This window comes from Falsihalocynthiibacter sp. BN13B15 (genome assembly GCF_041205415.1).
GTDB classification, from domain to species: Bacteria; Pseudomonadota; Alphaproteobacteria; order Rhodobacterales; family Rhodobacteraceae; genus Falsihalocynthiibacter; species Falsihalocynthiibacter arcticus.
Genome location: NZ_JBGFCE010000005.1, coordinates 246,207 through 268,269, shown reverse-complemented (window position 1 = coordinate 268,269; position 22,063 = coordinate 246,207). Strand labels below are relative to the sequence as shown.

Below are 22,063 nucleotides of genomic sequence, written 5' to 3'. Positions count from 1 at the left end.
AGAGTGTTGCAGAACGTGGCGAAAGAAGGCAAAAATTGGGCAAGAATGAGGCAGACCGCCACAATGTGCGGAAAATCGTTGGAATAAGAGATCGGCTACGGATCGTTTTCGGCCAACCAAAGGGTAATTGGGCAGTGTTATCACAGCTAATTGGCGCGATCGTGCGCGGTATTTTGGTGGCTCTCTTAATTGCAGCGCCCTCCATAATCGTGCCCGGCAATCATTCAGATACGAGCCAAGTTGTGGCGCTTCTCGCGATTTTTGCAGGCCTGCTCACCACAATTGAATATGCTTCCGACTACCCAAGCCTGATGGAATTTCGCGACGCGCCCCCGTTTAATCGGATTCGCTATATCAGCTTGTTGCTGATGGTTGTTTTGCTGTCGTTGATTGTTGATGACGGCGCGGATGCCGCAACTTTGCAACGTTTCACGCATGCCGTCGGAACTGTTGTCGGCCAAGCTATGGATTTCCCCTACAGCCCTGTGCGCTTGTTTGTTTTGGCGCTGCCAGCGGACGCAAGTTCGAGCGACATAGAGTTTGTGCGCACAGCAGCCGGTCTTTGTTATTTGATCTCTCTCGTGTCCCTTGCTGTCTTTATGATTGGTCTGCGGATGGGGCGCTGGCCCGCTCGCGGTCAAAACTTTAATGTTTGGGTCAATTTGCCGACCTTTGATCCCACAGCGGGTCGCGATGTTGTCGATCGCCTTACGCGGGACGCGCGGTTTAATTCTGTGCTAGGCTTTCTTCTACCGTTTATTATTCCCGCGGCGATGCAGACGACTTCGACTGTCTTTCAAGCGTTCTCGCTGGATTCGCCACAAACTTTGGTCTGGACGATTTCCGCATGGGCTTTCTTACCTGCGTCTCTGTTTATGCGCGGCATCGCCATGGCGCGGATTGCATCGTTGATTCAAGCAAAACGCCAATCCTCCTTTACCCAACAGGATGGCTTGGTCGCTGCCTAATTGCCCTGCTGATGGCGGGGCCAGCAATGGGGCAAACACCCTTGCGAGTGGCGACATACGACGTTGATTTTTTCCGCAAAGGGCCGGGAATTCTGTTGCGCGATATTCTGCGTGAGTCCTCCGATGACGCGAATGCCGCTCTGGGTGTGATTGCCCATGTGAACCCCGATATCCTTCTGCTAACGGGCATAGATTACGACCTCTCAAATGTGACTGTCCGTGCGTTTGCCGATGCGTTGGCAGGCGGGGGTGCCGACTATCCCCATGTTTTCGCCGCCCTTCCCAATTCTGGCATGGCCTCGGGTTTGGACCTGAATGGCGATGGCCGTTTGGGAAGCGCGCGCGACGCGCAGGGGTATGGGCGCTATGCGGGGGCCAATGGCATGGCAGTCCTTTCGCGCTATCCGATCCAGGATGCAGGGTTTCGCGACTTCTCGGATTTACTCTGGAAGGATTTCCCACAGGCGGATTTGCCACAGATCGACGGCGCTCCGTTTCCAAGTCAGACTGCACAAGACAGCCAGCGCCTTTCGACGACGGGGCATTGGGACCTTCCAATAACCACGCCAGATGGGTTACTTCATCTGTTTGCCTATTCGGCCACGCCGCCAGTTTTCGACGGCCCAGAAGATATGAACGGCAAACGTAGCGCCGATGAAACGCGATTTTGGGGCGCGTACCTTGACGGTGCTCTTGCCCGACCCGCGCCCAGCGGCCCGTTCGTAATCCTTGGGAACTCAAATCTTGACCCCGTAGATGGCGATGGCATCAAAGGCGTAATGCAAACTCTTTTGGACCATCCCCGCGTGTTTGACCCACACCCCTCAAGCCTTGGCGGGAAAGCGGCCTCTGACCCAAGCCACCTCGGCGATCCCGCTTTGGATACGGCGGATTGGCCAGGCGACGGTTCCAGCCCCGGAAACCTGCGGGTTGATTACGTCTTGCCATCCTCGGACATCACCGTTGTCGGAAGCGGCGTTTTCTGGCCCCAAGAAGGCACCCCAGAAGCGGCCCTTTTGGCCGAGGGCGAGGGGATTACCCGCCACCGACTGGTTTGGGTGGACATCACGCTGCCATAAGTTGGGCGCGCTTGAGGTTAGACGGTAGTTCGCAAAGCATGATCTCTTGGCGGGGTGTCGGGTGAAAGTCCGGCAGGATTTCCGCTAAGCGTGCACCCGAAAGGCGGTGTGGAATCTCGCTCAAATACCGCATTTCAAGCAACTCATAAGCTAAGGTCCATACAGGGCTCGCGAGCCGCATCAGCCACCACGGAAAATTCGTAATCTTGATTTTCTGTCCCGTCGCCGCCGTGATCTCCTCACAAAGTTCCTGAATCGTGAAACTTTCACCGGGGAGAGGGATGTCTTCAAAGGCATTCAGAGTGGCTCGCGTCTCCGCCAAAGCAACCGCCACCCGCGCCCAGTCGGGAAGATAGCAATAGGCATGTTCGACGTCTGTTGGCCCCATCGTTGTGACAACGCCCTTGTCGATTTTGCCAAGGATCACGAGGCTCATCAATGTTCCGTCGCGATTGGGGTCGAGGAAATCGCCGCCGCGCAGAATGATTGTGCGCAGGCCGTCTTTGGCGGCTTGACGATAACTCTCTTCCATTTCGATCCGAAGGCGGCCTTTGCGCGTGGTTGCAGCTTGCGGTGTGGTTGGCCCCCACATTCCGGCGGTTGCGCCGAAATTATAAACGTTTCCTGGAATGATAACGGTGGCGCCGCTGGCTTTTGCCGCCGCGATAATTTCGGCGGTATATTTGGGAACAAGCGTCGCCCATCCCTTGTATCCGGCGGGATTGAAGCCGTTGACGATCACATCGGCCCCCATCGCCGATTGCATGAGGTCATCGGTGGAGCGGTTGAATTTGCGCACGGTCCATCCCGCCTTTGCAAAGGCCTTGGCCGCGTGGAGACCTATTTTTCCGCTCGCGCCGAGAATGAGAACTGTCTGGGTCATTTGTAAATCCTTTCTGAAGTGTTGAAACGAGCTTACCTATTCGTTATTGTGGGTTGTATTCGCAAAATTTGAATGTGTGGTATTCAAAAATGAATGTTAATTCTCTCGCGTCCTTGGACTGGTCCCTCATTCAAAGGTTTATCGCTGTAGCTGAGGCGGGGTCACTGACGGGCGCTGCCAAACGGTTGGGGCACAGCCAGCCAACCCTTGGGCGACATATCACACAGATCGAAAACGCCTTGGAGGTGCAGCTTTTTTCGCGCGTGGCGCGGGGGTATGAACTTACCGAATATGGCCACGCATTATTGCCCGCCGCACGGGATATGCAGGCCGCCGCCGCGCGGCTTTCGCTGGCGGCCGCCGGGCAGGCGCAAAGCCTCTCGGGGGTTGTTCGTGTCACAGCGTCGGTGATGTTCTCCCATCATATTCTTCCTCCAATTTTGGCACGTTTGCGCGCATTTGAGCCGGACATCGAAGTGGAATTGAACGCAAGCGACACGACGGACAACCTGCTTTTCCACGAAGCGGATATCGCCGTGCGCATGTTCCGCCCCGAGCAGTTGGACACGATAACGCGCCATATTGGCGATATGGATTTGGGAATATATGCGGCGAAATCCTATATTGAGCGCAAGGGAATGCCGATCACACACCTTGATCTTAATCATCACGATTGGGTCGGGTATGATCGCAGTGAACTTATTATAAAAGGGATGCGCGCTTTGGGGTGGCATGTGGACCGCCGTTTTTTTGCGACGCGATGTGACAACCAAACGGCCTATTGGGAGTTGGTCCGCGCGGGTTGTGGGATTGGCATCGCGCTTAAAACTATTGCGAACAAGACGTCGGAAGTTGTCGAGATTTTGCCAGACACCGTCACTGACGCGCTGCCCATTTGGTTGACCGCCCCTGAGGCCTTGCGCAACACGCCGCGCATTCGTCGGGTCTATGATTATTTGGCCGAGGAGCTAAGTCGCGTCGCGGGTGCTTGAATTTTCGGAGCGCGCGCGATATTGCCAAGGCAACTTAGCAAATAGTCGAGGAATTCTCATGAGTAACCCATCCATTTTGATCCTTCCTGGTGACGGCATTGGCCCCGAAGTCATGGACGAAGTCCGCAAAGTCATCGCTTGGTATGGCGAGAAGCGTGACATGGCGTTTGATGTGTCCGAAGACCTCGTCGGCGGCGCGGCCTATGACAAACACGGCACACCGTTGCACGACGACACAATGGCGTGCGCCATGGAGGTTGACGCCGTGTTGCTCGGCGCCGTTGGTGGCCCGAAATACGACGTGTTGGATTTCTCGGTGAAGCCAGAGCGCGGCCTTTTGCGTCTGCGCAAGGAAATGGATTTGTTCTCGAACTTGCGCCCTGCGCAGTGTTTTGATGCGCTGGCCGATTTCTCAAGCTTGAAGAAAGAAGTAGTTGCCGGCCTCGACATTATGATCGTGCGCGAATTGACCTCAGGTATTTATTTCGGTGAGCCACGTGGCATTTTCAAAGAAGGCAACGAGCGGGTTGGCATCAACACGCAACGTTACACCGAAAGCGAAATCGCCCGCGTTGCGCGCAGTGCGTTTGAATTAGCACGCCTTCGGAGCAACCGTTTGTGTTCGATGGAAAAAGCCAACGTTATGGAGAGCGGCATTTTGTGGCGCGATGTCGTCACCGAGATCCACGCCGCGGAATATCCCGATGTTGAATTGAGCCACATGTATGCCGACAACGGCGCCATGCAACTGGTGCGCGCCCCTAAGCAATTTGACGTTATCGTAACGGACAACCTGTTTGGCGATATCCTTTCGGATGCTGCCGCGATGCTGACTGGCTCCTTGGGTATGTTGCCCTCGGCAAGCCTTGGGGCACCGATGGAAAATGGTCGCCCTAAAGCGATGTATGAACCCGTTCACGGCTCCGCACCCGACATTGCGGGCCAAGGTAAAGCCAACCCCATCGCTTGTATCCTCAGCTTCGCAATGGCGTTGCGGTATTCCTTTGAGGCGGGCGAAGAAGCGGCGCGTTTGGAGGCGGCTATTGCAACCGTCTTGGCCAATGGCGCACGCACCGCAGACCTCTTGGGTCCAGAAGGTGGAACCCCGATCAGCACAGGCGAAATGGGCGACGCAATCATCGCCGCTCTCGACGCAAGCCTCTAAGCTGGTCGAAAATTCTGGAAATTGGGGGCTTTGTGTCCCCTTTTTTCGTTTCTAGGGGGCGGCGCCCTTGCGGCGAAGGCGTTTTTCCCTTCAGGTATGCGCTAAGAAGTATTCGCCGACGTCATACTCCCAAAATTGCTGAGATACCCAATGTTGAAAATATCCCCAAACGCCAAGGGCGCGTTATTTGCTCTTGTTGCTTTCGGCGTTTTTGCGACGCATGACGTGATCGTCAAGTCGCTTGGAGGTACATATTCGGCCTTCCAAATCGTGTTTTTTAGCGTGCTTTTAGGGTTCCCGTTTGTGACCGTGATGCTGATGCGTGATGCGACGCATGGCACGCTGCGCCCAGTGCATCCTTGGTGGATGCTTGTGCGGACTCTTTCAGCTGTCGTAACGGGTGCGAGTGCGTTTTATGCGTTTGCGCATTTGCCGCTCACACAGGTTTATGCAATCCTTTTCGCAACGCCCCTGATGATTACAGTGTTGGCGATTCCCATTTTGGGCGAGCGTGTTCGCTTGCGGCGCTGGATGGCGGTTATCGTGGGTTTGATCGGTGTTTTGATCGTTTTGCGTCCCGGAGATGCCGACCTTGGGCTTGGGCATCTCGCCGCCTTGATGGGCGCTATCGGTGGGTCCTTAAGCTCGATCATCGTGCGTAAAATCGGCCAAGAAGAACGCAGCGTTGTGCTTTTGCTCTATCCCATGATGGGGAATTTCTTGGTGATGGGCTGCTTGATGCCGTTCTATTATGTTCCTATGGCACCGCTCGATTTTGCGGCTGTGGGGGCGATTGCTTTACTCGCTTATATCGCCATGATGTTTCAAATCTTTGCGTACCGCAGCGGTGAAGCTGTGGTCGTGGCGCCGATGCAATATTCCCAGATTATTTGGGCCAGTATTTACGGATATTTCTTGTTCAACGAGCGGCTCGATACAGCGACAGTGGTTGGCGCAGGCGTGATTATTGCTAGTGGTCTTTATATTCTCATGCGCGAATCCTCGGCGCACACCTCTCAAAACACACCCGTTTTGCGCACCCGTAGCCGCGTTGGTTCTCCTGGTGGCCTTCGCGTGGGAACGGTGATCCGCCGCGAAGATAATGCGCGAGCGCGTGATGAGGACGCCCAATCTTAGGCGGGCGTCAAAACCGCAACAGCAAAAAGATCGTCTGCGTCTGTTAGGAACTCCGACACGCCCCACCCAGAAAGCGCGGCCATTTCGGAGAGGCTTTCTCGTGTGTATTTGCGGCTGTTCTCGGTGTGAATGGTTTCCCCTTTGGAAAATCTAATTTCCTCTGGGCCTATAGGCACAATCTGTTCCGACGTGCTTGCCAAATACATTTCGATCCGCGATGCCTCGTCGTTCCATCTGGCCTCATGTTCGAACTTATCAACGTCAAACACCGCGCCGATTTCACGGTTCATGCGATGCAGGAGGTTGAGGTTAAAGTCGGCAGTGATTCCTTGCGCATCATTATAGGCATCAAGCAAAATCTGCGTGTCCTTTACCAAATCGACGCCCAAGATAAAGCCCGTGACATTGTGCCATTTGCGGATTCGGCTCAGCAGGGAGATGGCGTCGTCTCGCGACAGGTTGCCGAGGGTTGAACCCGGGAAAAACGCAGTTTTGACTGTATCGGCATATTTTGCGGAAAGGGGGATTGGACTGGTGAAATCAGCCACAATCGGGTCGATGATCAGGCGTGGATAGTCATGGCGCATCTGCTGTGCGACTTGGGTTAGAAATGGCCCCGAAATGTCGGTCGGTAGATAGGCCGCAAGCTGTGTGAACTTGTCGAGCAACACCCTAGTTTTGCGGCTTGCCCCGCTGCCAAGTTCCACAAGAACGCTTGCTGTGGGGACATATGTTTCCAAGAGCGCGGCATTATCGGTCAAAATCGCCAGCTCTGTGCGAGTTGGATAATACTCTTCCAACTCGGTGATTTCTTCAAACAAATGACTGCCAGCGTTGTCATAAAACCATTTGCTTTCGAGGGTTTTTGGCGTGCTGTTCAGCCCCTCAAGCGCGCTTTTAAGGAGCGCGGCATTTTGAATTGTTGGCAAGTCCATCATACGTTCCCTTGATCTTTGGCCAGTCGCAAGCCTAGCATTTGCCAGCGTTGGTGCGGATAGAAAAACGTGCGGTAACTTGGGCGCATTTGGGCGATTGCGGTGGCACAGGAACCGCCGCGCAGCACCATTTGGTTGATCATGAACTTGCCGTTGTACTCTCCAAGAGCGCCTTCGGGTGGTTTGAAGCCGGGGTAGGGGGTGAATGGGCTTTGGGTCCATTCCCACACATTTCCCCAAAGGGATTCTGTCGCCGCAGTTGGGCGGAAGTTTTTACTGTCTAGAAAGTTGCCCTTTAGAGGCGTGTCTCGCGCCGCAAGCTCCCATTCGGCTTCGGTTGCGAGGCGGGCACCGGCCCAACGGGCAAAGGCGTCGGCCTCATAATAGGACACATGCACGACGGGCGCGTCAAGGTTAACGGGTTGCGCGCCGCGCAGGGAATAGCTCCAATATACGCCGTCCTGAAGCCACCAATAAAGAGGGCTGTCCCAACCTTCGCGTTGCTTAACGGCCCACCCTTCCATCAGCCAAAGTGTGGCGTCGTCATAGCCGCCGTCTTGCATAAATGCGATCCAGTCGCGGTTGGTGATGGCGCGGTTTCCCAGCTGGTACGGGGCGACATAGGTTTTGTGGCGCGGCCCTTCGCAATCATAGGCAAAGCCGTTTCCGTTGTGGCCGATCTCAACCAATCCGCCTGCATGGGAGGTAAACCGATGCGCAATCTCTTGCGTTGTTTCAAGCGGTTCAGGTGCGCGATAAACGGGCATCAAGGGGTTGTAGGAAAACGCGTGCAAAAGGTCGGTCACGAGCAGTTCTTGATGCTGCATTTCGTGGTGACAACCAAGCTCTGTGATGCAGTGGATTGTTTCTGTGTCGCCCGTTCCGGATTGCAAAAGGGCTTGAAGTTGCGAATCAACGTGGGCGCGATAGGCCAGAACATCCTCAACTCCGGGCCGTGAAATCAGCCCCCGTTTGTCGCGCGCATGACGCGGACCTGCTTGCACGTAATAGGAGTTAAAAAGGAAGGCGAAACGATCGTCGGGCGAGCGGTAATTTGGCGCATGTGGTTTGAGAATGAATTCCTCAAAAAACCATGTGGTATGAGCAAGATGCCACTTCGCAGGGCTGGCATCTTCCATCGATTGAAGCGCCATATCCTCAGGGGTCAGTGGCGCCACAATAGCATGGGTGCGCGCCCGTGTTTCGGTAAAGAGTGTGGCATAATCGGGTGCGGATTGTGGGTGCATAGAAACGGTCATGGAACACCTTAAAATAATCGAGCGGGCAAATTTGACGGCCTACCTCTAAGATAAGGAGATGCCCAATTGATCGGTAGGTCAAGATATGTGCCGCTGTGGTTCATATTTGATCCACAATACACTTCGGCGCCAGAATTGGTGCTGTTTTAGCGTTTAAACAGGCTGGCGGCGCCTGACTGTAAAGTCGCAATCGCTTCACGGACCAATTTTGGCTCCACGTTATGCTTGCGTGCAATGGCCTCCGGCGACGCGTCCGTGCCCAGCCCTTCCAAGGCGAGGTCCGCTAGGAATTTGGCGTCTTTGGCGCGGGGGTCTTGTTTTACGATTTTGCGCGGTATGGGCGCATCGTCGCAAACAATCCCATGGCGCATAACGGCGTCGGCCATAAAGCTTCCCGCGTCTGGCGAGCCGCCCTCTTTTTCTTCTAGACGTGGCTTCATACGACGGGCCCAAAAATGCACCCCATAGGTGTCACTTCCCAATTGCCCCGCAACGTCGAAGCGTTTTTTGATCATGTGGTTTCGGTGACGGAATGAAATTGGATAGAAGGCCGCTTCGGGCTGCGCAAATTTGATTTCACCGCTCTCTTTCAGGAAATGCGTCACGGCTTCGGGGCCAGTGAACCCCCAATTTTGCGCTGTCATATGTACAGGGTTGCCCGCGTCGCGCTCTGCTTCCAATTCGCGCTGTTGCCATGGTTTGAGCCAAGGAGCGATAGCGTACTCATCTTTGAAAAACTCGAGCATATTCCCCAAAGCTTCGCTATCTTTTGGCAGACCCAGAACGGCATTGCACACCAGGCCGGGCTTTTCCCACCCAAAAACATGGGGGTTTTGGAAATCGAAAGGCTGATAGCAATACATATCGGCATCGACCCAGATTTTCCCCGTGTGTTGCAGCATGTTCAGCCGAAACAAATCCGCATGAATCGCGGGGCTTCCGGTGCGTGCGTGCCGCAACATCGGCTCGGCGGCAAAAATTGGATCGGCGGGGAGCTGCTCCACTTCTGCGGGGCAATTCGGGATCGGGCTGTAGCTATAGAGAGTCACTTTGTGGCCTGCATGGGCAAAGCTCACCAAACACAATTGTTCAAGCCATGAGAGCTGTCCGCCAATCCAAAGACTCGCGATTTCCGGTAATTTCGCCATGATTTGCCTTTTTGGTAATGCTTTTCGCGCGACGGATTTCTTTGTTGTATCGTGAAAATGTGTTCGGATAAATGAACGGAGCAAAAGAAGCTGGGAAAGTGCGCACCTGTGTTAGGATTGTCGCGGGGTAACTGCGCAACAGTTACCCCAGATTTCACGGGTCCCCTTGTTCCGGTCGTGGGGGACGCCTACATCCATTTAATGAAAAGATTTATTCCCTTTCTCAAATCCGAGCCAAAGGTCGCAGTCGTGCGCCTTCAAGGTGTGATTTCAGCGTCCGGCCGCGGCGCGCTCAACGAAGCGTCTATCGCGCCTGTTTTGGAGCGCGCTTTTCGGCGTGGAAAACCAGTGGCGGTTGCGCTTTTGATTAACTCGCCGGGCGGATCGCCCGTGCAGAGCGCGTTGATCGGCCAGCGTATTCGCAGCCTTGCGGCCGAGATGAAAATTCCAGTTTACGCGTTTGTCGAAGATGTTGCGGCTTCTGGTGGCTATTGGCTGGCATCCGCTGCCGATGAAATCTGGGCAGATGCGGCGTCTATTGTGGGGTCCATTGGCGTGATCTCTTCGAGTTTTGGCCTGTCGGGCCTGATCGAAAAACACGGGATTGAACGGCGGGTTTATACGGCGGGAAAATCGAAATCGACAAATGATCCTTTCCTTCCGGAAAAGCCTGCAGACGTGAAGCGCCTGAAGGTGGTGCTGGATCAAATGCACGATGTGTTCAAAGAACAGATCACGTCGCGGCGCGGTGATAAGCTTGCGGATCAAGATTTGTTTACGGGCGAATATTGGATCGGGAAACAGGCACTTGAACTGGGGTTGATCGACGGAATCGGGCACATGATGCCCAAAATGCGCGAGCAATATGGCGAGAAAGTTATCTTCATACCCTACGGTCAGAAAAAACCGTTCCTGCGCCGCCTCGGTGCGCAAATCCTTGGGGATACGATCGGGCAAATCGAAGAACGCAGTGAGTTTTCTCGGTTTGGGTTGTAGTTGTGATTAAAATAGTCAGCTTATTTTTGATTGGGATGTTGGTTTTGGCGATGTTTGGTCGCCTGAAATATCCCGGTCATAAGCAGGTTGCGCGGGCAAGATGTAATAATTGTGGACGTATTCGGCTTCGGAAGTCGCCATGTCGTTGCCAATTGGATAAGGGATAAACGATGCTCGATTGGTTCTTGGTGGGTTTGGGGCTCACCATCCTTTTGCTGTCTGGCGATTTGTTGGTACGTGGAGCAGTAAACCTGTCGTTACGCCTCGGGATTCCGCCCCTCCTTGTCAGCCTAACAATCGTTGCCTTTGGAACATCCGCACCGGAACTATTGATAACTATTGAGGCCGTCGGGAATGGATTTCCGGGCATGGCCTTGGGGAATATCATTGGTTCAAATATCGCCAATGTGTTGCTCGTTTTGGGAATTCCCGCCCTGATTACCACGATGCATACTGCTGAATGTAATACCCGAAAAAGCTATATATTTATGCTGGGGGCAACCGGCCTTTTCATAGTCATGTGCTTCTTTGGGCCCTTAAGTTGGCCGCATGGGCTTATCATGCTCGGTGTGCTCGTCTTAATCCTAATTGACGCTGGTCGCGATGCGATGCGCCACCGGTCGGACAGCCATGCTTGCGCTTTGGATTTGGAAGAGGTCGAGGGCGCGGACCCTAAGATTACGGGAAAATCCATCGCATTTTTCTTGGTTATTGGGTTGATCGGCCTGCCTCTCGGGGCGGATCTGTTCATTGATGGCGCCGTAAATATTGCAGAGCAATTTGGGGTGAGTGATACGGTCATTGGCCTAACTCTCGTCGCGATCGGAACCTCCTTGCCGGAGCTTGCAACGACCGTGATGGCGGCCCTGCGTCGGCAGGCGGACGTCGCTTTAGGCAACGTGATTGGCAGCAATATGTTTAACATTCTTGCGATTATGGGGGTTGGCTCGCTGATTGGAACAATTCCTGTTCCCCATGAAATTCTGACTTTCGATTTATGGGTCATGTTGGCCGCGTCCCTTGTGCTCTTTCCTTTCGTCTTGTTGGGGTGGAACCTGTCACGAATCTGGGGCATCGTTTTGTCGAGCGCCTACCTTGTGTATATGGGCGTCGTCCTGATCAACTAGGGAGATATCTATGCAACCACGTGCATTGGTGACGGGTGCCGGCGCGCGTCTTGGACAGGCGATGGCCGTTTATCTTGCGGGGCGAGGATTTGATGTGGCGGTGCATTTCGCGGGGTCCGAAGAGGGTGCGCAGGACACTGTTGGCATGGTCCAAGCTCTTGGCCAACAAGCGGTTTCACTTCAAGCCGACCTTTTGGATTTGTATCACTGTGAAGGCCTGGTTGAGCGCGCAGCACTTGCCCTTGGCGGGCCACTAAGTTGCCTCGTCAATAACGCATCAATATTCGAATATGATACTATCAAAACCGCCACTCGCGACAGTTGGGATCGCCATATGACGTCCAATTTGCGGGCTCCATTTATCCTGACACAGGCTTTTGCCGCGCAAGTTCCGGAGGGCGATTTTCCGGCAATTATCGTGAATATGGTCGATCAACGCGTACGCAAACTGACTCCGGAGTTTATGACGTATTCGTTGGCCAAACAGGCACTGTGGAACCTGACCCAGACCTCCGCTCAGGCGCTCGCGCCGCGTATTCGGGTGAATGCCATCGGGCCGGGAACCACCTTAAGGGGCGCACGTCAAACACAGGAGCACTTCGACGCACAGAGGCGAAATAGTTTGCTTGAGCGCGGTGCGAATGCGGCGGACATCACAGCGGCGCTCGGCTACTTCCTAGACGCTCCAGCAGTGACAGGTCAGCTCCTTTGCGTGGATGGAGGACAGCATCTGACATGGCAAACCAGAGATGTTCAAGGAAAGCCAGAGAGCAAATAGCCAAGCGGCTGCGACAAGTTGTGCACCCGTCGCGGAAAGTTAACAAAAACGTTACAAATTCCTTAATGTTTTCAGTTGCTTGCTGGATTTTGAGAAAAGTTTCTTTTGATATCAGTGTGTTGAGATTTTGCCTAAAAATTAAGCAATGCGGAGATAATGCCCAAAACAAAGGGAAAAATGGCGATCACGGAAACTTATCAACCTAGTTATCCACAGAAACCGTGGACATGTTTTCTCTTGCTCACATAGCGAATAGATTGCAGGGCAGAATGGAATCACAATGAAAAAAGAAGCATCCCCCCAAGCTGTCCCAGTGTCAGCAATTAGTGACGCTGCTGATGTCGCTAAGCCTCTTGTGGGGCATGCACGCGTGCAGGGGTATCTGCATACTCTGGATGGCTCTCCGGGGGTCTATCGGATGCTCGATAGCGAGGCGCGGGTGCTCTATGTGGGCAAGGCGCGCAACCTACGCAAACGTGTGAGCAACTACGCCAATCCTAACGGTCACACGGGGCGGATTTTGCGGATGATTTCGGAAACCGCCGAGATGATGTTCCTGACGACGCGTACCGAAACCGAGGCGTTGTTGCTTGAGCAAAACCTGATCAAACAACTCAAACCTAAGTACAACGTGTTGTTGCGCGACGATAAAAGTTTTGCCAATATTTTTGTCTCAGCAGAGCATGATTTTCCGCCGGTTAAGAAGCACCGCGGGCGAAAGGGGGCGAAAGGAAACTACTATGGACCCTTTGCCAGCGCGAGTTCCGTAAACCGGACGCTCAACCAACTTCAGAAGGTTTTCTTGCTGCGTGATTGCACGGATGCCACCTTTGAAGGGCGAACGCGACCCTGCTTGCAATATCAAATTAAACGCTGCTCGGCCCCCTGTGTGGGGTTGGTCAGTAAGTCGGATTATGCGCAATTGGTCAGTGATGCGGAGCGGTTCTTGCAAGGCAAATCGACCAATGTTCAGACCACACTGGCAGCAGAAATGGCGGCGGCGAGCGAAGCGCTTGAGTTTGAACGGGCGGCTGCGTTGCGGGACCGGATCAAGGCGCTAACACAAGTGCAGCAGAACCAAGGCATCAATCCGCGCGGTGTTGCGGAGGCGGATATTGTCGCTCTCCATATGGAGGGCGGGCAGGCCTGTGTGCAGGTGTTTTTTATTCGGGCCAACCAAAATTGGGGCAACCGCGATTTCTACCCACGGGTCGGATTGGATATTTCCCCCGCCGAGGCGCTGCAGGCGTTTTTGGGCCAGTTTTACGACAACAAGCAGCCGCCCAAGCAGGTGATCCTGTCGCATGATATAGAAGACAAAGACTTGATGACGGAAGCTTTGAGCCAAAGAGCCGAGCGTCGGGTCGAGGTGCTTATCCCGCAACGCGGCGAAAAATACGAACTTGTAGTGAACGCCAGTCGCAACGCCCGTGAAAGCCTCGCGCGCAAGATGTCCGAGACGGCGGCGCAGAGCAAATTGCTGGCGGGGGTGGCCGAAGCCTTTGATTTACCTGCAACGCCCAAACGCATCGAAGTTTACGACAACTCGCATATTTCGGGCACCAACGCCGTGGGCGGAATGATCGTTTCGGGGCCAGAAGGATTTATCAAAAGCCAGTACCGGAAATTTAATATCAAAGACACGGAGATCACGCCGGGCGATGACTTTGGCATGATGAAAGAGGTGCTCTCGCGCCGCTTTAAACGCTTGCTGAAGGAAGACCCAGAGCGCACGAGCGGAACGTGGCCCGACCTTTTGTTGATTGATGGCGGCGCGGGGCAGGTTAGTGCAGTCCGCGAAATCATGACCGAATATGGCGTCGGGGATATTCCGATGGTGGGCGTGGCCAAGGGGGTTGATCGCGACCACGGCAAAGAAGAATTCCACCGCACGGGCAAACGGCCAATGGCGCTGCGCCACAACGACCCCGTTTTGTATTTTATTCAGCGCATGCGTGACGAAGTTCACCGTTTTGCAATTGGAACCCACCGCGCCAAACGCTCCAAAGCCTTTAGTGCGACGCCTCTTGATGATGTTCCAGGCGTGGGCGCGGCGAGGAAACGTGCGCTTTTGGCGCATTTTGGCAGCGCAAAGGCCGTGTCACGGGCTGGTTTGTCCGATTTAAAGGCAGTAGAAGGAATTTCGGGCGCAATGGCCGAAACCCTCTATGATTTTTTCCACGAAAAAGGGTAACAAGGTCACATGACTTGGAACATACCAAATATTCTCACGGTTGTCCGCCTCTTGGCCGCGCCGTTTCTCGCCCTCGGGTTTATTTTCTTGCCGCGCGGGTTTGCCGATTGGTTTGCCTTGACGCTTTTTGTGGGCGCGGCCCTGACCGATTATATCGACGGCTATCTTGCCCGTAAGTGGAAGCAGATCAGCAAATTTGGCACCATGCTTGATCCCATCGCGGACAAGGCTATGGTCGTTATTGCCTTGATGGTGCTTGTCGGGGTCTGGAATATGAATCCCTTTGTAGTGTTCCCCGCGACGATCATCATGTTCCGCGAGGTTTTTGTCAGTGGGCTGCGCGAGTTTTTGGGCGCGGACGCGGGCAAACTCAAGGTCACCAAGCTGGCGAAATGGAAAACCACGGCGCAAATGGTGGCAATCTCAGTGTTGCTTGCTCAGGGTATTTTCGAGCATTATTTTTGGGCGTTTACGATTGGTATGGATCAAGGGATTATTTCCAGCATCCTCGCTGGTGATACGGCCGATCACATGGGCCTTTGGTGGCTACGCTTTGGCGCGCTCGCGACGCATTATGCAGGCCTTTGGATTTTGTGGATTGCTGCGGTACTGACCCTGATTACGGGGTGGGATTATTTCAATAAATCGCGGCCCTATCTTGCGGATGAGCCAAAATGATTGATGTGATGTATTTCGCATGGGTGCGCGAGCGGATTGGTCTGCCCAAGGAGCAGATCGAAACCTCGGCCAAAACCGTGATGGATTTGGTTGAGGAATTGCGTGGCCGCGAAGAACGTTATGCCCTAGCTTTTGAGGACCTTGCGTCGCTCAGAGTCGCAATTGACCAAGAACTTACCGAGTTTGACGCGCCCTTAGCTGGCGCACGGGAAGTGGCTTTCTTCCCGCCGATGACTGGGGGCTAGGCCGTGGATATCCGCGTGCAGGAGCTTGAGTTTGACGCAGGCGTTGAGCTTGCGCGCTTTACCGCGGCATCGCGTTCCGCAGGGGCCATCGTGACATTCACAGGCATCGTGCGGGATACGCCGAACGGTGATTTGGATCGGATGGAAATCGAGCATTATCCGGGAATGACCGAACGCGCGCTGGGCGAGATCGCACAAAAGGCGCGGACGCGTTGGGACTTGAGCAACCTTCTTATCCTGCACCGTTTTGGCGACCTAAAAGCGGGGGAAACCATCATGATGGTCGCCACGGCGTCGCGCCATCGGGTCGCTGCCTTTGAAGCCGCAGAGTACCTTATGGATTATTTGAAATCCCGCGCACCGTTTTGGAAAAAAGAATTCACAAAATCCGGTGCAACTTGGGTTGCGTCCAAAAGGGACGATGAAGATGCCCTCAACCGCTGGAAGCCTTAAGCGCCGTTGGTTTTTTCAATATAGATGCGGAGTTCTTCGGCTTCGTGACGAGCGGTCCGAAGGCCATCCATCGCCGCGCTCAATTCCGCCTCTGTCTGGGAAATATGGCTGTTCAGTTCGGATTCGCGTTGTTCCAAATAGGTGATGGCCTGATCGCGCAATTCCTCGGCCTCATGCAAGGCCTGCGCCATTTTCTCAAGCTCGCCGATGTCCGCTTTTGACACGCGACTAAACCGATGCACCAACCAATTGGCAAACCATCCCAGTGCAAAAGCCACAAATAGGATAATTGCCGTCGCGGCAATAAACTCAATTCCGTTCATTCAGTGGCCTCTTGCTCGGTTTCTTCTGTCGCGCCTTCTTGGGGAGCGTCGGTTTCTGGGTCTAGCGCGGATGCCGGACCCTCTTCTTGTGTGGCGTCATCTTCTGGAAGTATCAATGTAAATTCAATACGTCGATTGTCTTCGCGGCCTTCTTCTGTGTCATTACTAGCGATGGGTGTTGTTTCGCCATACCCTAGAGCTTTCAGATTTCCGGTCAACACGCGCCGCGCCATCAGGGCGTTAACGACGGCCTCTGCGCGGGCTTGTGAGAGGTCATAGTTCATGCCGTCGCTACCTTGGCTGTCTGTGTGACCCGCGATTTCCAAGGGGACGCCTTCGCATTCCTTCATGAGGGCGGCAATTTGATCAATCGAAGATCTAGACTCAGGGGCGATGGTATCCGCGCCCGGTGCAAAATTGATTTTGTTGGCTTGAATGACGGCGTTGATCGAGGTCACACATTCTTTTGGCGTGGGAAGGGCGGCGACCGGATCTAAGGCCTCGTTATAGACCACATCAAAGGTGACGTCTGTGCCTTCGGGGAGTTGGGTTGCCAGCATGGCCGCGAGTTGTGCATTCGTGTCCAGATTGCCCGTGACCCCTTTGACGGTCAGGCTGTTTGCCCCGACCACAACAGAGCCATTGTTGAGTTCTGCGAGGGCCGCGAGGCCTGAGAAAACCCGCATTGGCCAGCCTGCTGGTAGATCCGGATCAAGGCTAAGGGGGGCATAAACCTCGTCCCGTCCAAAGCGTGCCCGCGCATAGCTTTGCGCCGCTTTGCGAACGCGTTCAGTCGGAACACGACCGCGCAGCTGAACCTGCCCCTCGGGGCTTAGGGTGGCCACAAAATCAATCGGGCCTTCAAGGCGCGTGGTGGTCTCCTCGGATTCAGGCAATGTAGCGGATAATGAGAATAGCAGCGGGAGGTCGGCCTCTAGCTCGGCAATTGTAGTGTTGAAAAGCTCCACATCGGTGCCTTCGTCTGCGATTACGGTAACATCCGCATCCGCGAAACTAAGCGAGCCGCCACCAAGTTTTACCAGCGCGCGGATACCTGTTTCAACGGCCTCTCCCCAATGTGTGGTGGGGACGCCAAGGCCAAGCGTGCAATTGGAAACCCCTTTAAGGCCTGCCGCCTGAGCCGCCGCGAGGATACGCGCCTGCGTAGGGATTGTGTCTGCGGCGCAAGCGTCAAAACGAGCGACGCCATCCTTGAGGACGAACCGAAGCGAGAAGGGAGTCAAGACGGGGCGCGGGGCAGAAATTGACAGGTAAAGTTTGGCGGTCTGGGGGGCGGCACGGCGCAGCGCTTTTTCAAGTTCCGCCCGCTCACCTTGGGATTCACTCACGGCGGTAATCGAGATACTATTCGCCGAAAGGGATATTTTTGAACGCTTAAGCTGCGCAAGGGCGCGGTAGCTATAGAGGAGTGCTTGATCCCAGCCTTCGGGTGCCGGATAGGGGGCAGATTGAAGAAAGTCGACGATTGGTGTGCCCTTGGTCGCGTCGCGAAGGGCCTCAAGGAAGGCTTCGCGATCAAACTCTTCGGGGATAAGTCCGATGAGGGAGATGCCATCCGTGTTTTGAAGAATCTCAATTGTGAAATCGGGCGCGGCAATGCTTTCGGCTTCGGCAACGTCAATAAAGTCCGCAATGCGCGACGGATCAACAACGTTCCCCGCACTTGTCAGCGCTCTAAAACGTGCAGCTTCGGTGGGGGCAGTGCCCGTCAATATGACTTGCAGGCCGTCAACGTCCACATTTGTCCAATTCATTTGCTGCTCACTCAGAGCTTCGCCAACGGCGGCCCCAGAGTATTTTTCGATAGCTCCGACGGCGAAATAGGCTGCCATGATGGCCAAAACGGCCGCTGCGAGAAAGGCGAAGACGCCTGCCAATGTGGAAAGTGAGCGCATGAAGACCCTGTCTTGGATGAGAGTTGCCCTTGTTTAGGCGCTTCGTCCCATGGGTTCAATCACAGGAATAAGCATGCGGCGAAAAACAGCACAGGCAACAACCCCGCTTCGCGATTGGAACGGAAAAGCCGCAGGCACATTGACACGTCATCCCCGTCAAATAAGCGCATTTGCCACGCGAGATGCCATCCCAACGCCCAAGGCCCACCCAAAGCGACAACAAGCAAGAGTAGGTTTTCGCGCGGCGCGGTCGCAAGGATAACGGCAAGCCCCATCAAACCGACGGTTGTCATTAAGAAATAGCGAAGCGCAATACGGGTGCGATCCCCAAAAAGAAGCGCTGTGGATTTGATGCCAATCATGGCGTCATCCTCCTTGTCTTGATGCGCATAGATCGTGTCGTAAAACAGCGTCCACGTGATCCCAGCAAGATAAAGCGCAATCACCGCGCCGTCGATCACGCCAGTATGCGCGACATAGGCCACCAATGCGCCCCAGTTAAAAGCGATCCCGAGGAAAACCTGCGGCCACCATGTGAACCGCTTGGCAAAAGGATAAATAGCCACGGGCACAAGCGCCACGATCCCAAGAATGATCGCAGGCAGCGGGAAACTAAACAGGATCAAGGCGGAAATTGCCACCTGTGCCACCATCCAGATCAAAGCGCCGCGCACGCTGACTTGGCCTGACGGGATGGGGCGGGACTTGGTGCGCTCAACGAGGCCATCGAAGTTGCGGTCGCTGATATCGTTCCATGTACACCCCGCGCCGCGCATCAAAAACGCGCCAAGCCCGCAGCCCACCGCGATCCAAAGATCGGCAAATGATGCGCTGCCCGATGACAGCATCGCCAAACACACGCCCCACAGGCAGGGAATATACAAAAGCCACGCACCGATTGGCCGATCCGCCCGTGACAACCGCAAATAGGGGCGAGTGGCTTCTGGTGCAAAGAGGTCCACCCAATTGCCAACTGGCGCATCCTGAACGGGCGCCGCAGATTTAGGGGCATTGGCCTCTGGAAGTTCGGGTGTGTCGGGCATAAGTTAAGTCCATGAAAGCAAAGATTAGACTTTATGTAGAACAGGGCCTAGGGGTTGGGCAATCAATTCCTCTGGATCGCGATCAGGCGCATTACCTTTTTGGGGTGATGCGGCAGCCTGTTGGGGCTTATATTGCGCTGTTTAACGGTCGCGACGGTGAGTATTTGGCGCGCATTGTTGAGGCAGGAAAACGCGGGGGCGTGTTGGAATGCGAGACGCAGAGCCGCCTTCTGCAAATGCCGCCCGACCTGTGGCTTTGTTTTGCTCCGATCAAAAAGGCGCGCACGGATTTTATCGTCGAGAAAGCCGCCGAAATGGGCGCGATGCGCATTTGCCCCATTCAAACAGAATTCACCAATTCGGAACGGATTCGCCGCGACCGCCTTCAAGCCCATGCGGTTGAGGCGGCCGAGCAATGTGGCGGCACATATGTGCCCGAAGTCGCCGATTTACAGCGGCTTGACCGTCTGCTCGACGCGTGGCCTGAGGGCCGCAATATCATGTTTTGCGATGAAAACCTTGCGGGAGCTGGCGAAGTTCTAGGCAAGGCTGCGGGTGACAAATGGGCGATCCTCATCGGCCCTGAGGGTGGTTTTTCCGAAGCCGAACGCAAACGCCTCCATGCGCTCCCCTTTACGCATGCTGTAAGTCTTGGGCCACGAATTTTGCGCGCAGATACCGCCGCGGTTGCGGCACTCACCCTTTGGCAAACACATCTCGGAGACTGGTGATATGAGTTTTGTTCGGCCTGAAGTTCTCGAAAGACTCAAGCAGTATCAGGAAGTTGCTTGGGGAATCGCCGCGGTGGTTCTCGGAGTGATCGGATTTCTGGCGGGCGGCTTCATAACGTTCATTTCCATTCCGCTCCTATTAGCGGGGGCGGCGTTTGTCTTCTTGGGTTTGCGCCGTGCACGGTTTCGTATCCTACGCGCAAAGGCCCCTATCTCCGACGGCGTCGTGGAAATGGTGGAGCAAGAAGTGACCTTCTTCTCCAGCGGAATTGGCGGCACCATCGCGATGGATCAAGTCGTCAAAATTGAGATTCAAACCATCGACAAAGGCCCAAATACGCAGGCTATGCATTGGATCTTCTATCAACGCGACGGTCAACCCGTACGTATTCCTTCGGGGGCGGTTGGGGCCGAAGGCCTTTTTGATGCGCTTGTCGCTTTTCCGGGGGCTGACTACGAAAAAGTGATCGCCGCCAGCCAATCAACCCAGAATAGCCGTTTCCTAATCTGGCAGGATGAGGGCTATATCTCGCGGCGAATGTTGCATTGACATCCCCTAATTTTCACCTCACGACTTAAACCCCAATAACCCACTGGAGCCCGTCTCATGTCTATCCCACAAACCGGCGCAGGCCCCATCGAAAGCCATGACCAATTGGCGCAACTCTTGGAAGACGGCTGTAAGCCCAAATCTGATTGGCGCATTGGTACGGAACACGAGAAATTCGGGTTTTGCCAAGACAGTTACAAGCCACTTCCCTATGAAGGCGAGCGTTCGATCTTGGCCGTTTTGGGCGGATTGCGCGATAAATTCGGCTGGGCTCCGATGGAAGAGGGCGGCAAACTGATCGGCCTCACCAAGAATGGCGCTAATGTTTCGCTGGAACCCGGAGGCGCGTTGGAGCTTTCCGGTGCCCCGCTTGAGACCATTCACGAAACCTGTGACGAGGTGAATGACCACCTGCGCGAAGTCAAAGAAATAGCTGATCATATTGGAGTCAAATTCATCGGCCTCGGGGCCGCACCAATTTGGATGCACGAGGAAATGCCCTTAATGCCCAAAGGGCGTTATAAGCTGATGGACGCTTATATGAACAAAGTGGGCACGATGGGCACGACGATGATGCGCCGCACCTGTACGGTTCAAGTGAACATCGATTTCGGCTCTGAGGCGGATATGGTTCAAAAGCTGCGGGTGGCCCTCGCGCTCCAACCCGTTGCAACCGCGCTTTTCGCGAATTCGCCGTTTTTTGAGAACAAAATCAACGGTCATAAATCTTGGCGCAGCCGCGTTTGGCGCGATCTTGACCCTGATCGCACAGGCACGTTGCCGTTTGTCTTTGAGGACGGCATGGGGTTTGAAGCTTGGGTGCAATACGCGCTCGATGTGCCGATGTATTTTGTCTATCGCGACGGAAAATACATCAACGCGCTGGGCCAAAGTTTCCGCGACTTCCTCAAGGGCCAACTTCCCGCACTGCCGGGTGAAAAGCCAAGCCTGTCTGATTGGGCAGATCACCTAACAACGATTTTCCCCGAAGCGCGGATCAAACAATTCCTTGAAATGCGTGGTGCCGATGGCGGCCCGTGGCGTCGTCTCTGTGCGTTGCCCGCGTTTTGGGTGGGCATGTGTTACGAGCAATCCTCGTTGGATGCGGCATGGGATTTGGCCAAAGACTGGGATACCGAAACCCGCGAGGGGCTGCGCGTTGCGGCTTCGGTTGATGGACTTCAAGGCGAATTTAATGGCATCAAAATGCTAGATCTCGCGCGCGAATGTGTGGCCATTGCCGATGCGGGTCTTAAGGCGCGTGCGCGTCCCGGTGCGGGTGGATTGATTCCTGATGAAACCCACTTCCTGAACACCCTCAAAGAGAGCGTCGAAACAGGGCGTACCCCCGCCGATGAATTGCTAGAGAAGTATCATGGCGAATGGGGGGGGGATTTGACCCGTATTTACGATGAGTACAGCTACTAGCCCGCGGATTTTCTTGCCTTAGAGGAATTTGTAGC

Annotated in this window: 22 protein-coding genes; 15 read left to right on the top strand and 7 right to left on the bottom strand. The window is 54.6% G+C overall.

The window, feature by feature from the left end; genetic code table 11:
• Nucleotides 1-134 precede the first annotated feature (134 nt).
• Complete coding sequence (locus tag AB9F26_RS11125) at nt 135-968, top strand: hypothetical protein (protein ID WP_335583845.1); 834 nt, start codon at nt 135-137, stop codon at nt 966-968.
• 26 nt (nt 969-994) lie between these two features.
• Nucleotides 995-2,047, top strand: a complete 1,053-nt coding sequence (locus AB9F26_RS11120) for an endonuclease/exonuclease/phosphatase family protein (RefSeq protein WP_369768032.1) — start codon at nt 995-997, stop codon at nt 2,045-2,047.
• Here the strand turns inward: AB9F26_RS11120 and AB9F26_RS11115 are convergent.
• Entirely contained in the window at nt 2,034-2,930 is an 897-nt protein-coding gene (locus AB9F26_RS11115) for an epimerase (protein WP_369754863.1), read from the bottom strand. The two genes, AB9F26_RS11120 and AB9F26_RS11115, sit on opposite strands and share 14 nt — an antisense overlap.
• A gap of 89 nt (nt 2,931-3,019) precedes the next feature.
• On the opposite strand from AB9F26_RS11115, the gene AB9F26_RS11110 reads away from it, so the two are divergent.
• From AB9F26_RS11110 to AB9F26_RS11100, 3 genes are all read left to right on the top strand, one after another.
• Nucleotides 3,020-3,922 (top strand): LysR family transcriptional regulator, encoded by a 903-nt coding sequence (locus tag AB9F26_RS11110; protein WP_369768031.1) that lies wholly within the window; start codon nt 3,020-3,022, stop codon nt 3,920-3,922.
• 58 nt (nt 3,923-3,980) lie between these two features.
• Nucleotides 3,981-5,087 carry a 3-isopropylmalate dehydrogenase gene (gene leuB, locus AB9F26_RS11105; protein ID WP_369768030.1) on the top strand — a complete coding sequence of 369 codons (1,107 nt, stop codon included), beginning with the start codon at nt 3,981-3,983 and terminating at the stop codon, nt 5,085-5,087.
• Between the two features lie 159 nt (nt 5,088-5,246).
• Entirely contained in the window at nt 5,247-6,224 is a 978-nt protein-coding gene (locus AB9F26_RS11100) for a DMT family transporter (protein ID WP_369754924.1), read from the top strand.
• On the opposite strand, the gene egtD is transcribed toward AB9F26_RS11100, so the two are convergent.
• The 3 genes from egtD to AB9F26_RS11085 all read right to left on the bottom strand — a co-directional run bounded on the left by egtD (nt 6,221) and on the right by AB9F26_RS11085 (nt 9,566).
• Nucleotides 6,221-7,159, bottom strand: coding sequence for an L-histidine N(alpha)-methyltransferase (gene egtD, locus AB9F26_RS11095; RefSeq protein WP_369754861.1), 939 nt, complete (start codon nt 7,157-7,159; stop codon nt 6,221-6,223). The two genes, AB9F26_RS11100 and egtD, sit on opposite strands and share 4 nt — an antisense overlap.
• A complete protein-coding gene (gene egtB / locus AB9F26_RS11090; protein ID WP_369754860.1) occupies nt 7,159-8,418 on the bottom strand; it encodes an ergothioneine biosynthesis protein EgtB in 1,260 nt (419 codons plus the stop codon). Before egtB ends, egtD begins: the two co-directional genes overlap by 1 nt.
• 146 nt (nt 8,419-8,564) lie before the next feature.
• The gene (locus AB9F26_RS11085) at nt 8,565-9,566 is read right to left on the bottom strand and encodes a hypothetical protein (RefSeq protein WP_335583838.1); all 1,002 of its coding nucleotides are present in this window, start codon (nt 9,564-9,566) and stop codon (nt 8,565-8,567) included.
• A gap of 201 nt (nt 9,567-9,767) precedes the next feature.
• Here AB9F26_RS11085 and AB9F26_RS11080 point away from each other — a divergent pair, with 201 nt between their 5' ends.
• The 7 genes from AB9F26_RS11080 to AB9F26_RS11050 all read left to right on the top strand — a co-directional run bounded on the left by AB9F26_RS11080 (nt 9,768) and on the right by AB9F26_RS11050 (nt 16,037).
• Nucleotides 9,768-10,562, top strand: coding sequence for a S49 family peptidase (locus AB9F26_RS11080; RefSeq protein WP_369754858.1), 795 nt, complete (start codon nt 9,768-9,770; stop codon nt 10,560-10,562).
• Nucleotides 10,563-10,732: 170 nt separating this feature from the next.
• Nucleotides 10,733-11,689, top strand: a complete 957-nt coding sequence (locus AB9F26_RS11075) for a calcium/sodium antiporter (RefSeq protein WP_039001764.1) — start codon at nt 10,733-10,735, stop codon at nt 11,687-11,689.
• 10 nt (nt 11,690-11,699) lie between these two features.
• Nucleotides 11,700-12,467, top strand: a complete 768-nt coding sequence (locus AB9F26_RS11070) for an SDR family oxidoreductase (RefSeq protein ID WP_369768029.1) — start codon at nt 11,700-11,702, stop codon at nt 12,465-12,467.
• Nucleotides 12,468-12,747: 280 nt separating this feature from the next.
• Nucleotides 12,748-14,661, top strand: a complete 1,914-nt coding sequence (gene uvrC, locus AB9F26_RS11065) for an excinuclease ABC subunit UvrC (RefSeq protein ID WP_369768028.1) — start codon at nt 12,748-12,750, stop codon at nt 14,659-14,661.
• Between the two features lie 9 nt (nt 14,662-14,670).
• Complete coding sequence (gene pgsA, locus AB9F26_RS11060) at nt 14,671-15,339, top strand: CDP-diacylglycerol--glycerol-3-phosphate 3-phosphatidyltransferase (protein ID WP_039001766.1); 669 nt, start codon at nt 14,671-14,673, stop codon at nt 15,337-15,339.
• Nucleotides 15,336-15,584, top strand: coding sequence for a molybdopterin converting factor subunit 1 (gene moaD, locus AB9F26_RS11055; protein WP_039001767.1), 249 nt, complete (start codon nt 15,336-15,338; stop codon nt 15,582-15,584). Before pgsA ends, moaD begins: the two co-directional genes overlap by 4 nt.
• A gap of 3 nt (nt 15,585-15,587) precedes the next feature.
• Nucleotides 15,588-16,037 (top strand): molybdenum cofactor biosynthesis protein MoaE, encoded by a 450-nt coding sequence (locus tag AB9F26_RS11050; protein ID WP_335583833.1) that lies wholly within the window; start codon nt 15,588-15,590, stop codon nt 16,035-16,037.
• Here AB9F26_RS11050 and AB9F26_RS11045 read toward each other — a convergent pair.
• Genes AB9F26_RS11045 through ubiA form a run of 3 tightly spaced genes read right to left on the bottom strand, consistent with a single transcriptional unit; the run spans nt 16,034 to nt 19,319 of the window.
• Entirely contained in the window at nt 16,034-16,360 is a 327-nt protein-coding gene (locus AB9F26_RS11045; protein ID WP_335583832.1) for a hypothetical protein, read from the bottom strand. The genes AB9F26_RS11050 and AB9F26_RS11045 overlap by 4 nt on opposite strands.
• Nucleotides 16,357-18,276, bottom strand: a complete 1,920-nt coding sequence (locus AB9F26_RS11040) for an OmpA family protein (protein WP_369768027.1) — start codon at nt 18,274-18,276, stop codon at nt 16,357-16,359. Before AB9F26_RS11040 ends, AB9F26_RS11045 begins: the two co-directional genes overlap by 4 nt.
• 59 nt (nt 18,277-18,335) lie before the next feature.
• Nucleotides 18,336-19,319: a 4-hydroxybenzoate octaprenyltransferase gene (gene ubiA / locus AB9F26_RS11035; protein ID WP_369768026.1), complete on the bottom strand. Its 984-nt coding sequence runs from the start codon at nt 19,317-19,319 to the stop codon at nt 18,336-18,338.
• An 11-nt stretch (nt 19,320-19,330) separates the two neighbouring features.
• On the opposite strand from ubiA, the gene AB9F26_RS11030 reads away from it, so the two are divergent.
• Genes AB9F26_RS11030 through AB9F26_RS11020 form a run of 3 tightly spaced genes read left to right on the top strand, consistent with a single transcriptional unit; the run spans nt 19,331 to nt 22,028 of the window.
• Nucleotides 19,331-20,050 (top strand): 16S rRNA (uracil(1498)-N(3))-methyltransferase, encoded by a 720-nt coding sequence (locus tag AB9F26_RS11030; protein ID WP_369768025.1) that lies wholly within the window; start codon nt 19,331-19,333, stop codon nt 20,048-20,050.
• A gap of 1 nt (nt 20,051) precedes the next feature.
• Nucleotides 20,052-20,600: a hypothetical protein gene (locus AB9F26_RS11025; protein ID WP_039001773.1), complete on the top strand. Its 549-nt coding sequence runs from the start codon at nt 20,052-20,054 to the stop codon at nt 20,598-20,600.
• A gap of 57 nt (nt 20,601-20,657) precedes the next feature.
• Nucleotides 20,658-22,028 carry a glutamate--cysteine ligase gene (locus tag AB9F26_RS11020; RefSeq protein ID WP_369754851.1) on the top strand — a complete coding sequence of 457 codons (1,371 nt, stop codon included), beginning with the start codon at nt 20,658-20,660 and terminating at the stop codon, nt 22,026-22,028.
• The last annotated feature ends 35 nt before the right edge of the window (nt 22,029-22,063 follow it).

Coding starts and splice junctions, on each gene's coding strand:
- AB9F26_RS11085 (WP_335583838.1), bottom strand. CDS start 9,566: ATGGCGAAATTACCGGAAATCGCGAGTCTTTGGATTGGCGGACAGCTC.
- moaD (WP_039001767.1), top strand. CDS start 15,336: ATGATTGATGTGATGTATTTCGCATGGGTGCGCGAGCGGATTGGTCTG.
- AB9F26_RS11120 (WP_369768032.1), top strand. CDS start 995: ATGGGGCAAACACCCTTGCGAGTGGCGACATACGACGTTGATTTTTTC.
- uvrC (WP_369768028.1), top strand. CDS start 12,748: ATGAAAAAAGAAGCATCCCCCCAAGCTGTCCCAGTGTCAGCAATTAGT.
- AB9F26_RS11045 (WP_335583832.1), bottom strand. CDS start 16,360: ATGAACGGAATTGAGTTTATTGCCGCGACGGCAATTATCCTATTTGTG.
- leuB (WP_369768030.1), top strand. CDS start 3,981: ATGAGTAACCCATCCATTTTGATCCTTCCTGGTGACGGCATTGGCCCC.
- AB9F26_RS11020 (WP_369754851.1), top strand. CDS start 20,658: ATGTCTATCCCACAAACCGGCGCAGGCCCCATCGAAAGCCATGACCAA.
- AB9F26_RS11025 (WP_039001773.1), top strand. CDS start 20,052: ATGAGTTTTGTTCGGCCTGAAGTTCTCGAAAGACTCAAGCAGTATCAG.
- AB9F26_RS11070 (WP_369768029.1), top strand. CDS start 11,700: ATGCAACCACGTGCATTGGTGACGGGTGCCGGCGCGCGTCTTGGACAG.
- egtB (WP_369754860.1), bottom strand. CDS start 8,418: ATGACCGTTTCTATGCACCCACAATCCGCACCCGATTATGCCACACTC.
- pgsA (WP_039001766.1), top strand. CDS start 14,671: ATGACTTGGAACATACCAAATATTCTCACGGTTGTCCGCCTCTTGGCC.
- AB9F26_RS11040 (WP_369768027.1), bottom strand. CDS start 18,276: ATGCGCTCACTTTCCACATTGGCAGGCGTCTTCGCCTTTCTCGCAGCG.
- ubiA (WP_369768026.1), bottom strand. CDS start 19,319: ATGCCCGACACACCCGAACTTCCAGAGGCCAATGCCCCTAAATCTGCG.
- AB9F26_RS11075 (WP_039001764.1), top strand. CDS start 10,733: ATGCTCGATTGGTTCTTGGTGGGTTTGGGGCTCACCATCCTTTTGCTG.
- AB9F26_RS11110 (WP_369768031.1), top strand. CDS start 3,020: ATGAATGTTAATTCTCTCGCGTCCTTGGACTGGTCCCTCATTCAAAGG.
- AB9F26_RS11115 (WP_369754863.1), bottom strand. CDS start 2,930: ATGACCCAGACAGTTCTCATTCTCGGCGCGAGCGGAAAAATAGGTCTC.
- AB9F26_RS11030 (WP_369768025.1), top strand. CDS start 19,331: ATGAAAGCAAAGATTAGACTTTATGTAGAACAGGGCCTAGGGGTTGGG.
- egtD (WP_369754861.1), bottom strand. CDS start 7,159: ATGGACTTGCCAACAATTCAAAATGCCGCGCTCCTTAAAAGCGCGCTT.
- AB9F26_RS11080 (WP_369754858.1), top strand. CDS start 9,768: ATGAAAAGATTTATTCCCTTTCTCAAATCCGAGCCAAAGGTCGCAGTC.